18 protein-coding genes are annotated in these 13959 nt (G+C 66.1%); 1 reads left to right on the forward strand and 17 read right to left on the reverse strand.

Annotated features, from left to right (window positions below; translation table 11 throughout):
* Positions 1–10: 10 nt before the first annotated feature.
* The 6 genes from P0652_RS02315 to crcB form a co-directional block, all read right to left on the reverse strand.
* Positions 11–586: a hypothetical protein gene (locus P0652_RS02315; RefSeq protein WP_284177133.1), complete on the reverse strand. Its 576-nt coding sequence runs from the start codon at positions 584–586 to the stop codon at positions 11–13.
* Positions 504–1361, reverse strand: a complete 858-nt coding sequence (locus tag P0652_RS02320) for an ATP12 family chaperone protein (RefSeq protein WP_284177134.1) — start codon at positions 1359–1361, stop codon at positions 504–506. Before P0652_RS02320 ends, P0652_RS02315 begins: the two co-directional genes overlap by 83 nt.
* The gene (locus P0652_RS02325; protein WP_284177135.1) at positions 1333–1989 is read right to left on the reverse strand and encodes an HAD-IA family hydrolase; all 657 of its coding nucleotides are present in this window, start codon (positions 1987–1989) and stop codon (positions 1333–1335) included. The genes P0652_RS02320 and P0652_RS02325 overlap by 29 nt, the downstream gene beginning before the upstream one ends.
* Positions 1986–2540 carry a hypothetical protein gene (locus P0652_RS02330; protein WP_284177136.1) on the reverse strand — a complete coding sequence of 185 codons (555 nt, stop codon included), beginning with the start codon at positions 2538–2540 and terminating at the stop codon, positions 1986–1988. The genes P0652_RS02325 and P0652_RS02330 overlap by 4 nt, the downstream gene beginning before the upstream one ends.
* Positions 2541–2635: 95 nt before the next feature.
* Complete coding sequence (locus tag P0652_RS02335; RefSeq protein ID WP_284177137.1) at positions 2636–3721, reverse strand: RluA family pseudouridine synthase; 1086 nt, start codon at positions 3719–3721, stop codon at positions 2636–2638.
* Between the two features lie 8 nt (positions 3722–3729).
* Complete coding sequence (gene crcB, locus P0652_RS02340) at positions 3730–4110, reverse strand: fluoride efflux transporter CrcB (RefSeq protein WP_284177138.1); 381 nt, start codon at positions 4108–4110, stop codon at positions 3730–3732.
* Positions 4111–4335: 225 nt separating this feature from the next.
* Between crcB and P0652_RS02345 the strand changes: the two genes are divergently transcribed.
* The gene (locus P0652_RS02345) at positions 4336–4752 is read left to right on the forward strand and encodes a hypothetical protein (protein WP_284177139.1); all 417 of its coding nucleotides are present in this window, start codon (positions 4336–4338) and stop codon (positions 4750–4752) included.
* 52 nt (positions 4753–4804) lie between these two features.
* Here P0652_RS02345 and P0652_RS02350 read toward each other — a convergent pair whose 3' ends face one another.
* The 11 genes from P0652_RS02350 to rpmD form a co-directional block, all read right to left on the reverse strand.
* Positions 4805–5434, reverse strand: coding sequence for a Pr6Pr family membrane protein (locus P0652_RS02350; RefSeq protein WP_284177140.1), 630 nt, complete (start codon positions 5432–5434; stop codon positions 4805–4807).
* Positions 5431–6681 carry a replication-associated recombination protein A gene (locus tag P0652_RS02355; RefSeq protein WP_284177418.1) on the reverse strand — a complete coding sequence of 417 codons (1251 nt, stop codon included), beginning with the start codon at positions 6679–6681 and terminating at the stop codon, positions 5431–5433. The genes P0652_RS02350 and P0652_RS02355 overlap by 4 nt, the downstream gene beginning before the upstream one ends.
* A gap of 66 nt (positions 6682–6747) precedes the next feature.
* The gene (locus P0652_RS02360) at positions 6748–8169 is read right to left on the reverse strand and encodes a DegQ family serine endoprotease (protein ID WP_284177141.1); all 1422 of its coding nucleotides are present in this window, start codon (positions 8167–8169) and stop codon (positions 6748–6750) included.
* Between the two features lie 240 nt (positions 8170–8409).
* A complete protein-coding gene (gene rplQ / locus P0652_RS02365) occupies positions 8410–8838 on the reverse strand; it encodes a 50S ribosomal protein L17 (RefSeq protein WP_284177142.1) in 429 nt (142 codons plus the stop codon).
* Positions 8839–8931: 93 nt separating this feature from the next.
* Complete coding sequence (locus P0652_RS02370; RefSeq protein WP_284177143.1) at positions 8932–9948, reverse strand: DNA-directed RNA polymerase subunit alpha; 1017 nt, start codon at positions 9946–9948, stop codon at positions 8932–8934.
* A 70-nt stretch (positions 9949–10018) separates the two neighbouring features.
* Positions 10019–10408, reverse strand: coding sequence for a 30S ribosomal protein S11 (rpsK, locus tag P0652_RS02375; protein ID WP_284177145.1), 390 nt, complete (start codon positions 10406–10408; stop codon positions 10019–10021).
* A gap of 60 nt (positions 10409–10468) precedes the next feature.
* Positions 10469–10837, reverse strand: coding sequence for a 30S ribosomal protein S13 (rpsM, locus tag P0652_RS02380; protein WP_284177146.1), 369 nt, complete (start codon positions 10835–10837; stop codon positions 10469–10471).
* Positions 10838–11111: 274 nt separating this feature from the next.
* On the reverse strand, positions 11112–11693 hold the full coding sequence (locus P0652_RS02385) for an adenylate kinase (RefSeq protein WP_284177147.1): 582 nt from the start codon (positions 11691–11693) through the stop codon (positions 11112–11114).
* Entirely contained in the window at positions 11693–13024 is a 1332-nt protein-coding gene (secY, locus tag P0652_RS02390; protein WP_284177148.1) for a preprotein translocase subunit SecY, read from the reverse strand. The genes P0652_RS02385 and secY overlap by 1 nt, the downstream gene beginning before the upstream one ends.
* A gap of 255 nt (positions 13025–13279) precedes the next feature.
* A complete protein-coding gene (rplO, locus tag P0652_RS02395) occupies positions 13280–13750 on the reverse strand; it encodes a 50S ribosomal protein L15 (protein WP_284177149.1) in 471 nt (156 codons plus the stop codon).
* A 10-nt stretch (positions 13751–13760) separates the two neighbouring features.
* Positions 13761–13955 (reverse strand): 50S ribosomal protein L30, encoded by a 195-nt coding sequence (gene rpmD, locus P0652_RS02400; protein ID WP_284177150.1) that lies wholly within the window; start codon positions 13953–13955, stop codon positions 13761–13763.
* Between the last annotated feature and the right edge of the window lie 4 nt (positions 13956–13959).

The following is a 13959-nucleotide window of genomic DNA, read 5'->3' on the forward strand; positions in this document are numbered from 1 at the left end:
TCGCGGGCGGTCAACTGCGCGGCAGGCAGGCCTTCAGCGCCTGGACATGGCTGGCGAGCCCGCCATTGGCCTCGTTGTCCTCGCGGCCATGCAGCGTCTCGAACCGCGCGATCTCGGCCTCGGTCAGGCGGCGCTTCTCGTCGCGATCGCCGAGCGGGTTGAGCGCGCTGAGATAGGCACAGCTCGCAACATGGAGCGGCAGCGCGTTCCGCTGGCTGAAGGTGCAGATCTGCCGGATCAGCGAAACCGGCAGCACATCGCGCCGCCCATGCAGCAGCAGCCCGATCCCGACCATGGTGACGCTGGCGCCAGCCTCGCCTTTCAGCACCTGCGCCCGGGCCCTGTCGAGCGCCTGGGCTGGTTCCATCCCGGCATCGATCGCTGCCGTTGCAGGTTCGGCATAGCGGTCGAGCAACTGGCCGAGCCTGCCGATCAGCGCCGCACAATCCTGCCCCTGCGCGAAGCCGGCCTGCGGGGCCAACAACAGCAGGAAGCCGACGAGGCTAGCCTTGAAGCGCCAGGAGAAGCGCCGCAGCCGCCCGGAAATCGGCGAGCCGGGCCGCCCGGCGATGGGCAGCTTCCTCATCAGCCCCCCAGAGATCCAATTCGAAATCGGCATCGACCTCTCCCGCATCGTATCCGGCATCGGCGGTCAGGGCCCCGTCCGCCACGGCAAGCGCGATCAGAGCGGAGCCGGAAACCGAGGTCAAGACATGGAGCGCTGCCAGCGCCGCTGCCGGTCCATGCCGGAGGATGCCCGGATGCAGGGCTTCGATGGCCGCAGGGTTCTGCGCGACATGCGTGATCCCCTCCGCAAGCAGGAACCGCGCGCCATAGCGCAGCTGCGCATGGGCGAGCACAGGGTCCCAATGCCGCGCCTGCAGGGCCACCAGCTTTTCCGGCTCGCCGGCGCGGTAGCAGACGAGATCTGTCCCGGCATAAGCGAGGATATCCGCGACCACCGCCTCGCGGGCTTCGGCCACATGGTCAATGGCGGCATGGGCGATCCGCGTCACCGGCATCGTGGCGGGGTTGATCTCCTCGTCCTGCGCGGCCCATTCGGCGGCGAGCTGGGAGGCCGCCGCCTCGGTCTCGAGCGCGAGCGGACGCTTCAGCTTCGTGCGCGCCGGTTTTCCGTCGAGCAGGAGGCGGAACCCCTCCGGTGACGGCTCGATCGAGACCTCGCTGTAGAAACGCTTCGGCCGTTGCGGCTTCAGCGCCGCGCGCGCGATCCGCACGGGATCAAGCCGGGCCGGATCCTCGCCATCGCCGAACCAGTCTTCGGAAAATCTGTTGCTCATGTCGCGGAGATAGGATGCCGGAACGGGCCTGTCACCCCGGAAGGCGGAGAATCCGGGCAAGATCATCATAATCCTGCGCAATCACCTCGGCGCCGGCCTCGCGCAGCGCCTCGACAGGCTGGAACCCCCAGGCCACGCCGATCGCCCGCGCGCCGGCCGCCCGGGCCATCTGCATGTCGAAGACGGAATCGCCGATCATCACCGTCTCTTCCGGCGGAATGCCGGTTGCGGCGGAAGCCTGCAGGATCATGCCGGGATGCGGCTTCGAGGGCGCGTCATCGGCCGTCTGGATGGTGGCCATGAGATCATGCCAGCCATGGGCATCGAGCAGGGCCGCCACGCCCCGCCGCGACTTGCCGGTGGCGATGCCCAGCCGGAAGCGTGGATCGGCGCCGGCTTCGGCCAGCAGGCTGGCTGCGCCGGGATAAAGCGGTTCGCCGATCGTCGCTGCCTTGCGCAAGGCATGGAACACCTCGCGATAGGCCGCAACCAGCGCGTCGACGGGGCCCTCCGGCCCGGCAAGAACCGTAAAGGCTTCGTGCAGCGAAAGCCCGACAATGGAAAGCCCGCGCTCCCGGGAGGGCGCGGGCAGGCCGACGGCCGCGAAGGTCTGGGCCTGGGCGGTCAGGATGATCGCTTCGGAATTGACGAGCGTGCCGTCGACGTCGAACAGGAGGAGCTGGGTCACGCGCCCCGGATACACGAGCGCATGAAGTCGCGATATGGCCCGCTGCGCTTTTCCAGTTTTTTCGAATCCGCCTCGCGCCGGCAGGCCAGTGCCTTGGCATAGCGGGGATTGGCCTTGGCGACACAATCCTCGATGCCGGTGCGGCGCTCATCTTCGGTCAGGCGCTCGTTCTTCAGGCCCTCGCGGCAGGTCTTGCGCGCTTCCTTCACGGCGGTGCGATCGGCACCGCGCATCTCGCGGATGCGGTTGCGCTCGGCTTCGCTCAGCTGGGGGCCGGTGCCGGCACCACGCGTCTCGGCCATGCATTTGCGCATCGCCTCGCGGCGGTCCTGCCCACGGAGATCCGAACCCACCTGGTTGCGGCAGGCCTCGCGGGCGGCGCGCCCATCCATGCGCGAACTGTCCGGCGCCGGGCTCGTTCCCGGCTGGGCGGGCGCCGGAGCTGGAGCCGGCGCAGGAGCCGGCGCCGTCTGGGCGACAGCCAGCCCGATGGCGAGGATCAGGGCACCCGCCCCGATGGCGGCGCGTTGCAGGATCAGCTGAAGGTTCATGGCAGGCTCCTTGTGTCTTCCCTGCACAAGGTCTAGGCGAGTCGACCTGCCCGCGAAATGACCGGAACCTGAACTCTTCGTAATGTGCGGAAAGCCTACTTTTCGGGTGCCTCTTCGATCGGATCGTAATGGCTGGCATCGAAGCCGAGCAGGTTCCAGCTCTGCTGCATATGCGGCGGCAGGGGCGCGGAGACATCGATGATCCGCCCGTCGCGCGGATGCGGGAACTGGATCCGCCGCGCCAGCAGATGCAGGCGGTTCTGCAGCCCGCCCGGCAGGTGCCAGTTCTCCTTGTCGAAATATTTCGGATCCCCGACAATGGGATGCCCGATCTCCGCCGCATGCACGCGCAGCTGGTGCATGCGCCCGGTCACCGGCTTCAGCGAAAGCCAGGTCAGCTTCTGCCCCGCCGTATCCACCACGGCGTAATAGGTGAGCGCATGGTCGGCCCCCTCGTCGCCATGCTTGGCGATCTGCATCTTCTGGTCGCCGCGCTCATCCGTACCCTTGGCGAGCCAGGTCGAGACGCGGCCCTGCCGCACGCGCGGCACGCCCGGAACCAGCGCCCAGTAGATCTTCCGCGCCGAACGCGAGCGGAAAGTCTTGGCCAAAGTTGCCGCGGCCAGCCTGGACTTCGCGACGATCAGGCAACCGGCCGTATCCTTGTCGAGGCGGTGGACAAGGCGCGGCTTCACGCCGTCCTTGTCACGCAAGGCCTCGAGCAGCCCGTCGACATGCCGCGTCATGCCCGAGCCGCCCTGCACGGCAAGGCCATGCGGCTTGTTGAGGACCATCAGGTCCTTGTCCTCGTAGAGCGTGATGGATTTCAGGAAGGCCGCATCATCGCTGATCTTCCCGCCACGCCGAACCGGCATCGCGCTCTCGGCCTCGGCCCGCGCGGCCTGCGGGCCAGCAGCCTTGCGCGCCGGCGCGCCGACCTCGCGGATGCCGGGCTGCGGCACGGCAGCCTCCACCCGCTCCAGCGGCGGAATGCGGATCACCTGCCCCGGCTCGATCCGCGTCTCGGCCTTGGCGCGTGCGCCGCTGACGCGCACCTGCCCGGTGCGCAGCAGCTTGTTGAGATGGCCGAACGCCAGATCGGGATAATGGGTCTTGAACCAGCGATCGAGCCGCATGCCCGCTTCGTCCGGCCTGACCTCGCGCGTCGTGACGCCGCTCATGCTCAATCCTATCGTGTCAGGAGGCCGCCGAGCCAGAGGCCGGCCGCAAGGGCGGCGATCGAGCCGCCGACAGAAACCGCGACATAGACCCCTGCAAGGGTCGCCTCGCCCCGGTTCCACAGGGTGACGGCATCCAGCGAGAAAGCCGAGAAGGTGGTGAAGCCGCCGAGAATGCCGGTCATCAGGAAGATGCGCATATCATGCCCGCCCGCAGGCAGGACCACCAGCAGCCGCGCCAGCACGCCCATCACCAGCCCGCCGGCGAGATTCACCGCCAGCGTGCCGGCCGGGAAACCCGGTCCGAACGCGCGCAAGGCTGCCAGCCCGACGAGCCACCGCCCGACCGACCCCAGCCCGCCGCCCAGAAAAACCAGCAATGCCGTCTGCATGCCCCCTTTTGAACCAAGGGGGGGCAAGGCGCAAGGGCAGGCCAGCCGGGCCGGCCCCATGCCCTTCCGCGCCCGGCTGCAAGATCGTTGCAGGCCACCATCAGCCCTTATTCATGTCATGAGCATAAGATTCGCGCTTGCCGAAGGGACCGAAAGGTCCGAGCCTCGGTGCCGGCCGCTGACAAGGGCTGTCCGGCCTTTCCCCTCGATCCCCGGAGGATCTCCATGTCCCGCAACCTGACTTCCCGTTCAACCCTGTCGCGTCGGCTTGTCCTCGCCGGTGCCACCGCCGCAGCCGCCTTCCCGGCCATGGCCGCCAGCCCCGCCGCGCCGGCCACGCCGATCGCCCGCCTCTGGGCGGAAGCCGAATCGCTCAAGCTGGGCCTTTTGCGCCATCGCGGCGCGATCGCCGATGCGGCTGCCAGCGGGGGCATTCCCGGCTGGATGCGCCTCGGCGGCGAGGCCAACCGCATGGCCGAAGCCCGCTATGGCAAGCTGGTCGCCATCCTCAACAGCCGCGCGGAATCGCAGGGTGACATCGCCATTCTCGCCCGCGTGGCGCAGGATGACGATATCCTCGCCGGCCCGCGTGCCTGGGCCAGCGAGCGGCTCGCCGCCGCCAGCGCCGCCCTCGCTGCCTGAGGCCGTTCGCACAGGCACATCAAGGGCATGCCCGGTCCGCCGGGCATGCCGATCAGCGCTGCCCCGCCGGCAGGACCCGGCTCACCGCGACCATGCCCAGCCCGGCCGCGAACAGGATGACGGCAATGCCGAGCCCGTTGGCCAGAACCGGCCCATAGCCCAGTCGTCCGACATCCAGGAACGGATAGGGATACCAGCCATCCGCAGCACCCCGGACCAGGGCGTAAACGAAATAGCCGGCGGGATAGAGCAGCCAGCGTAAGGAATCGCGCCAGACAAGCGCGGCTTTCGGCGCAAACAGCGCCCAATAGGCAACGAAGAGCAGCGGAACCGCTGTATGCACACCCTGATCGGCCCAGAAATGCAGGCCGGCCGGCGCCCATAGATCAGACAGCAGCAGGTGATAGACGAGCCCCACCAGCCCGATCTGCAAGGCGAGGCCAGCCAGTGCCCGGCCCGGCTCCGGCCAGAAGGCGGGCCAGGGGCCGATAAGGCGAGCAAGGCAGCAGGCCGTGACCAGCAGGTTGGTCAGGATCGTGTAGAAACCGAGAAACACCCAAAGCGCATGGCCGGCATGGCCGCCTTTCGCCGCCACAAGGCCGAGAAGCATATGCCCCTGTCCCGCAAGTGAGAGCAGGGCGATGGCCGCGATAAACCCGGCCAGCCCGCGTTCCGCGCTCATTCGCGCCCGCTCCGCTCGCGGCGCAGCTTCTCCCAGAATTCCAGCCGCTTGCGGATCTCGCGCTCGAAACCCCGTTCCGGCGGATCGTAGAAAAGCTGCCGGCCGAGTGCAGGCGGCCAGTAATCCTGCCCGGAAAAGGCATGCGGGGCATCATGGTCATAGGCATAGTCGGCGCCGTAACCCTCCTCTTTCATCAGCCGCGTCGGGGCGTTGAGGATGGTCTTGGGCGGAGCGAGCGAGCCCGCACGCTTCGCCGTGGCAAGGGCGCCCTTGTACGCGGTATAGGCCGCGTTCGATTTCGGCGCCGTGGCGAGATAGATCACGGCATTGGCCAGCGCCAGCTCGCCTTCAGGCGAGCCGAGCTGCTCATAGGCCTCGGCGGCGGCGCGCGCATGGATGAGCGCCTGCGGATCAGCAAGGCCGATATCCTCCACCGCCATCCGCACCAGCCGTCGGGCGAGGAAACGCGGATCCTCGCCGGCATCGCACATGCGGCAGAAGTAATAGAGCGCGGCATCGGGGTCGGAGCCGCGCACGCATTTATGCAAGGCCGAGATGAGGTTGTAATGCCCGTCCTCGCTCTTGTCATAGACGGGCGCGCGGCGCTGGATCACCGAGGCGAGACCGGCCTCGTCGAAGACCTCGCCTTCGCCGGCCGCGCGCCAGACCTCCTCGGCAAGGGTCAGCGCCGCCCGCCCGTCGCCATCGGCGAAGCGCGCCAAAGCCAGACGTGCCGCCTCGTCCAGCGGCAGGGGGCGGGCTTCCTGCTTTTGAGCCCGGTCGAGCAGGCGAAGGATCGCGGCCTCGTCGAGCGGCCGGAAGGTCAGCACCCGCGCGCGGGAGAGCAGGGCTGCGTTGAGTGCGAAGGAGGGATTTTCCGTCGTGGCCCCGATCAGCACCACGGTGCCGTCTTCCATCACGGGGAGGAAACTGTCCTGCTGGGCGCGGTTGAACCGGTGGATCTCGTCGACGAAGAGCAGCGTCCCCTGCCCCATTTTCTGCCGCAGCCGGGCTGCCTCGAACACCTTCTTGAGATCGGCCACGCCGGAAAAGATGGCCGAGATCTGCTCGAAGATCAGATCCGTCTCATGGGCCAGAAGCCGCGCCACCGTGGTCTTGCCGGTGCCCGGCGGCCCCCAGAGCACCAGCGAGCCGAGGCTCCGCGCCTCGACCACCCGGCGCAGCGCCCCGCCCGGCCCGGTCAGGTGTTCCTGCCCGACAAGATCGCTCAACACGGCCGGCCGCATCCGGTCGGCCAGCGGGCGATGCGGTTCGGCCGGCGGGCGATGCGGTTCGGCCGGCGCGACCACGTTTCAGCCGCCGAAGGCCGTGCTGAAAGTCTGGCCGCCGCGGTTGAAGGTGATCCGCCAGAGATAGCTCCGGCCGCGCGTCGCCCGATCCATCGCCCCGGTATCCTCGATGCGCTGGCCATTGAGCGTGAGGATGACATCCCCCTTCCGGAAACCGACCTGCTCCGCGCTCGAACCCGGTTCGACTTCGCTGATCGCAACGCCGGAATCGATGCCGCTGATCGAGAATTCCTCCTTCACCGCCGGCGAGATATTCACCACGGTCGCGCCCTGGAAAGGCGAGTTGGACTTGATCAGCGTGGCATTGCGCGCCGGAATTTCCGGCGCCGGCACCAGCCGCAAAGTGAGATCCTGCTTGCGCCCGCCACGCAGCACAGTCAGGCGCATCGTTCCGCCCAAGGCCTTGGTGGCGAAGCGGAACCCGAACGCATCCGGATCATCGATCTCCACCCCATCCACGGCCTGGATGACATCCAGCCGCTTGAGGCCGGCCTGGTCTGCCGGCGAGCCGGTGGTCACGCCTGAAACCAGCGCCCCGACCGGTCGCGGCAGCGAAAGCGTTTCCGCCAGTTCGCTCGTGATCACCTGCAGCGAGGCGCCCAGCCAGGGCCGCCGCACCACGCCGCCGCCACTTCGGGCACTGTCGAGCACCGAGCGCACCATATTGGCGGGAATGGCGAAGCCGATCCCGTGGCTGCCGCCGGATTTCGAATAGATCGCCGTGTTGATGCCGATCACCCGGCCCTGCATATCGACCAGCGCGCCGCCCGAATTCCCGGGATTGATCGCCGCGTCGGTCTGGATGAAGAACTGGTAGTCACTGATCCCGACCTGCGTGCGCGCCAGCGCCGAGACGATGCCCTGCGTCACGGTCTGCCCGACGCCGAACGGATTGCCGATGGCCAGCACGAAATCACCGACTTCCAGCGCCTCGGAATCTCCCAGTTCCAGCGCCGGGAAGGTGCCTCCACCCTTGATCTGCAGCACGGCGAGATCGGTCTTTGGATCGCGCAGCTTGATCTCGGCCTCGAATTCGCGCCGGTCCGGCAGCGCGACCTTGATCTCTGTCATCCCCTCGATGACATGGTGGTTCGTCACCACCATCCCGTCGCGGCCGAGGATCACGCCGGAGCCGACGGATTGCCGCGCCCGGTCCGGCTGGGCGAGCCCGCCGAAGAAGCGCTCGAAGAACGGATCGCCCTCGAACGGATTGCGCGCACGGTTCTGTTTCTGCGAAGCATAGATGTTGACAACGGCCGGGGCCGCCGAACGGACGATCGGCGCGAAGGACAAGGTAACCTCTGCCCGATTCACCGGCGGCCGGACCTCGCGCGGCGCCTGCGCCAGCACCGGCGCGACCAGCCCCACGAGCGACATGAGAAGCCCCAGAACCAGTCCCCTGTGACACGTTCTTGCCGACATCATGTGGAACTCCCGGAATCCATTCGGTTTCGCCTAACCGTGCCGGAAACGATTCGCCAGCCCGGATCGCGGCGCGCCCCCGGAAACCACAGGGTCGGCCACGAATTCTGCGGTCCACAGCAAATAGGGATCGATGGCGATGGAAAAAAGGCGGCACCCGGCAAAGCTGCCCCGGGCGGGCCTGTCCGCAACAAAAAAGGCGGCCCTGAGGCCGCCTTGATGGTCTGGACGGGCATGCGCCGGTCAGGCGGCAGCCGGCGCCGATTCGGCCGCAACAGCGGCACGGGCCTTGTCGGCCGAACCCTTGGCGTCGATGTCGCGATCGACGAACTCGATCACCGCCATCGGGGCTGCATCGCCGAAGCGGAAGCCGGCCTTCATGATGCGGAGATAGCCGCCATTGCGCGAGGCATAGCGCTTGGCAATGACGTCGAACAGCTTGCGCACCACGGTCTCGTCGCGAAGCTGCGCGATGGCCTGGCGGCGGGCATGCAGGTCGCCCCGCTTGCCGAGCGTGACCAGCTTTTCCACGATCGGGCGAATATCCTTCGCCTTCGGCAGCGTGGTCGTGATCTGCTCATGGGTGATCAGCGACTGGGCGAGGTTCATGAACATCGCCTTGCGGTGGCTGGACGTGCGGCCGAAACGACGGCCACGGAAACCGTGATGCATATTGGCTCTCCATCATTCTGACGACCGCCGTGCCACGGTACGGCCGCCCTGCTTTTGGGTCAGCGCCCCCGGTTTTCCCCGGAGGCGACCGCCTCAGTAATGCTCTTCGAAGCGCTTCGCGAGATCTTCGATATTTTCCGGCGGCCAGCCCTGCACTTCCATACCGAGATGCAGGCCCATCTGCGCCAGGACTTCCTTGATTTCGTTGAGCGACTTGCGGCCGAAATTCGGCGTGCGCAGCATCTCGCTCTCGGTCTTCTGGATCAGGTCGCCGATATAGACGATGTTGTCGTTCTTCAGGCAATTCGCCGAACGGACCGACAATTCGAGTTCGTCCACCTTCTTGAGCAAGGCCGGGTTGAAGGCGAGATCGGGGATCGCGGCCTGCGTTTCCGGCTTCTTCGGCTCTTCGAAGTTCAGGAAGATCTCGAGCTGGTCCTGCATGATGCGGGCCGAATAGGCCAGCGCATCTTCCGGGGTCACCGAGCCATCGGTCTCGATGGTCATGGTCAGCTTGTCATAATCGAGGATCTGGCCCGAACGGGTATTCTCGATGCGGTAGGAAACCTTGCGGACCGGCGAGAACAGGCTGTCGACCGGGATCAGGCCGATCGCAGCGTCTTCCGCGCGGTTACGCTCGGCCGGGACATAGCCCTTGCCGGTCGAGACGTGGAATTCGATGCGGATCTCCGCGCCGTCATCCAGCGTGCAGAGTTCGAGTTCCGGGTTCAGGACCTGGATGTCACCGGTCACCTGGATGTCACCTGCCGTGACAATGCCCGGGCCCTGCTTGCGGAGCAGCAGGCGCTTCGAACCCTCGCCCTGCATCTTCAGGGCAATGTCCTTCACGTTCAGCACGATGTCGATCACGTCCTCGCGGACGCCGGCAATCGACGAGAATTCATGCAAAACGCCATCAATATGGATGGCCGTCACCGCAGCGCCCTGAAGCGATGAGAGCAGGATGCGGCGCAGCGAATTGCCGAGCGTCATGCCGAAACCGCGCTCGAGCGGTTCCGCCACAATGGTCGCGACACGCGACGGATCATCGCCCGGCGAAACTTCGAGCTTCGACGGCTTGATGAGGTCCTGCCAATTCTTCTGGATCACGGTGCTTTATCCCTGAAACGGCAAAGGGCCCCGCAACCATTGCGGCGCCCGTGGAGCGGAGCGTGGGAGGTCAGACGCGGCGGCGCTTGCGCGGGCGGCAGCCATTATGCGGGATCGGCGTCACGTCGCGGATGGACGTGACCGTGAAACCCGCCGCCTGCAGAGCACGAAGTGCCGATTCACGGCCCGAACCCGGACCGGAAACCTCGACCTCGAGGGTCCGCATGCCATGCTCGGAAGCCTTGCGGGCCGCATCTTCCGCAGCCACCTGCGCGGCATAGGGCGTCGACTTCTTGGAGCCCTTGAAGCCCATCGTGCCGGCGGACGACCACGAGATCGCGTTGCCCTGGGCATCCGTGATCGTGATCATCGTGTTGTTGAACGAGGCATTCACATGCGCGATGCCCGAAACAATGTTCTTGCGCTCGCGGCGGCGAATACGTTGCGCTTCCTTGGCCATAATGCTCTCGAGCCTTCGTGTCTGAATTCGGGGCGCGGCAGAAAGGCGCCGCGCGAAACCTTACTTCTTCTTGCCGGCGATCGGCTTCGCCTTGCCCTTGCGGGTCCGGGCGTTGGTGTGGGTACGCTGGCCGCGGACCGGCAGGCCCCGGCGATGGCGCAGGCCACGATAGCAGCCGAGATCCATCAGCCGCTTGATGTTCATCGCCACTTCACGACGAAGATCACCTTCGACGAGGTAATCCCGGTCGATCACTTCGCGGATCTGCAGGACTTCCTGGTCGGTCAACTGGTTGACGCGACGCTCGAGCGGAATGCCGACCTTGGTGCAGATCTCAACCGCATTCACCGGCCCGATGCCATGGATGTAGCGCAGCGCGATGCAAACGCGCTTCGACGTCGGAATGTTCACGCCCGCGATACGAGCCACGTCACTTCTCCTTAACTGGCGACACAGAAACTGTGCCTGCGGCTTTCGCGCCAGAACGGCTCGACAACCAGCCTAAAAATCCGTCTTCCGACGGCGCGTCCAACCCAGGCCCAGGGAGCCTGCAATCGGAAAAGACAAAAACGCGCGAGTTGCCCCGCGCGAACGGCCTCGTCGGTAAGGGCTTGCGGATAGACGACATCCGCCGCCGCCGTCAAGCCCTAAACGACTCTCCGGCGCGCTTTTTCCGCCCCGGAAAGCTGCCCTGCCCCGGGGTTCAGCCCCCGAGAACCTTGTCCATCGCGGCGGCCACGGCCTCGATCGGCTGCATGCCGTCGATCACCGTCAGCTGGCCCTTTGCCGCATAGAACGGCGTCACCGCCGCCGTATCCCGGTTATAGGCTTCCAGCCGCGTCTTGAAGACGTCCGGATCGTCATCCTTGCGGACAGGCTGCCCGGCGGCCTTCGCCTCGTCGGCCCGCTTGATGATCCGGCCTACAAGGGCGTTCTGGTCCACCTTCAGCTCGATCACGGCATCCAGCTTGAGCTTCTGCTCGGCCAGCATGGTGTCGAGCGCCTCGGCCTGCTTCACCGTCCGCGGGAAGCCATCGAGGATAAAGCCCTTTGCGGCATCCGGCTCGGCGATCCGGTCGCGGATGATACCGACGACGATTTCGTCCGAGACCAGGCCCCCCGATTCCATGACAGCCTTGGCCTGCAGCCCGACCGGCGTACCGGCGGCGACTGCCGCGCGCAGCATGTCGCCCGTCGAGAGCTGCACGATGCCGTAACGGGTGACCAGCCGCTGCGCCTGCGTTCCCTTGCCCGCGCCGGGCGGACCCAGCAGAATCAATCTCATCAGCGTTTGCTCCCCCGCAATTTGGCCTTCTTCACGAGGCCCTCGTATTGGTGCGCCAGCAGATAGCCGTGCACCTGGGCCACTGTATCCATTGTCACCGAAACCACGATGAGAATGGACGTGCCTCCGAAGTAGAACGGAAGCGAGGCCGCGGAAATGAGAAATTCGGGTAAGAGACAGATCACGGTGAGGTAGGCCGCACCGATCACGGTGATGCGCGACAGCACGTGGTCGATATAGGACGCGGTCTTCTCGCCCGGGCGGATGCCGGGAATGAAGCCGCCATGCTTCTTCAGGTTATCGGCCGTCTCGGTCGGATTGAACACGATCGCCGTGTAGAAGAAAGCGAAGAAGATGATCAGCGCGGCGTAGAGCGCCATGTAGAGTGGCCGGCCATGCCCGAGATAGGTGTTCATCGTCTGGAGCCATTCCGGCCCGCCTGCCTGCGCGAAACTGGCAAAGGTCGTCGGCATGAGCAGCAGCGACGAGGCGAAGATCGGCGGGATCACCCCGGCCGTATTCAGCTTGAGCGGGAGGAACGAGGTCTGGCCCTCGAACACCTTGTTGCCCATCTGCCGCTTCGGATAGTTGATCAGCAGCCGACGCTGCGCACGCTCCATGAAGACGATGAAATAGATCACCACGACCGCCATCAGCAGCACGCCGAGGATCAGCCCGGTCGACAGGGCACCCTGGCGGCCGAGTTCGAGCGTGCCGGCCAGCGCGGAAGGCAATTCGGCCACGATCCCCGCGAAGATGATCAGCGAGGTGCCGTTGCCGATCCCGCGGCTGGTGATCTGCTCGCCCAGCCACATCAGGAACAGCGTGCCGCCGGTCAGCGTCACCACGGTCGAGAGCACGAAGAACGGGCCGGGATTCTGCACGATCGAGCCGGAACTCTGCAGGCCGACCGCAATGCCCCAGGCCTGGAACAAGGCCAGGACCACCGTCAGGTAGCGCGTGTACTGGTTGATCTGCCGCCGCCCGGATTCACCCTCCTTCTTGAGGGCCTCGAGCGTCGGCGACACCGTCGTCATCAGCTGGATGATGATCGAGGCGGAGATATAGGGCATGATGTTCAGCGCGAAGATCGCGAGACGCCCCACGGCACCGCCGGAAAACATGTTGAACAGGCCGAGCACGCCCGCCTGCTGCTGCTTGAAGACATCCGCCAGCGCTTCCGGGTTGATGCCGGGCAGCGGAATATAGGTGCCGAGGCGGTAGACGAGCAGCGCGCCCAGGGTGAACCAGATCCGCTTCTTGAGCTCCTCCGCCTTGGCGAGCGCGCCAAAGTTAAGATTCGCTGCAAGCTGTTCTGCTGCCGATGCCATCGATGAACCCTTGTCCCCGTCCCGGACGACGCGGCTCCCCGGCGGGAGGCGCCAGCCTGTCGGAACGATCAGCGGCCTGCCGCCGGACAATGAGGGCGCAATCGGGCGCTGCGCTCAAGAACCGGCGAAAGAGCTGTCGTTCTTCCGTCGAAATTGATCGTCCCGCGCGACGGGGAAACCCATCCCCGCAACCGGAACGTTGCACACATAAGAACGACGCCGGGGAAAGTCACCCCGGCGCCGGTGTTTTTTGGATCAGGCGGTCTCGCCGGCGAGCAGCTTCACCGAGCCGCCGGCCTTCTCGATCGCGGCAACCGCGCTCTTCGAGGCACGGAATACCTCGAAGGCCAGCTTCGCCTTGAGTTCTCCGACGCCGAGGATCTTCACCCCGTCGCGCGGCTTCGAGCAGATCCCTGCCGCCACCAGCGACTCGATCGTGACCGTGGTACCCTTGTCGAGCTTGCCGGCATCGACAGCTTCCTGGATCCGGCCGAGATTGACCTCGTTGAGATCGATCGCGCCGATATTGTTGAAGCCGCGCTTCGGCAGGCGACGATGCAGCGGCATCTGGCCGCCCTCGAAGCCCTTGATCGCGACGCCGGTGCGGGCCTTCTGGCCCTTCACGCCGCGGCCGGCGGTCTTGCCCTTGCCCGAGCCGATACCGCGGCCTACGCGCATGCGCTTCTTGGTTGCGCCTTCATTGTCCCGAAGATCAGTGAGTTTCATCGGATTGCCCTCACCCTTCGATGATGCGGACCATATGCGCGACCTTCGCGATCATCCCCCGGGTGGAGGGATTGTCGGGAAGGGTCGAGCGGCGGCCGATCTTGTTCAACTTGAGGCCGATCAACGTGGCGCGCTGATCCTTCGGACGACGGATCGGGCTGCCATATTGTTCGACGGTGATGGTCTTCTGCGTGGTGTTGGCCATTCAA

It is taken from the genome of Rhabdaerophilum sp. SD176, from assembly GCF_030143245.1.
Lineage (GTDB): Bacteria > Pseudomonadota > Alphaproteobacteria > Rhizobiales > Beijerinckiaceae > Rhabdaerophilum.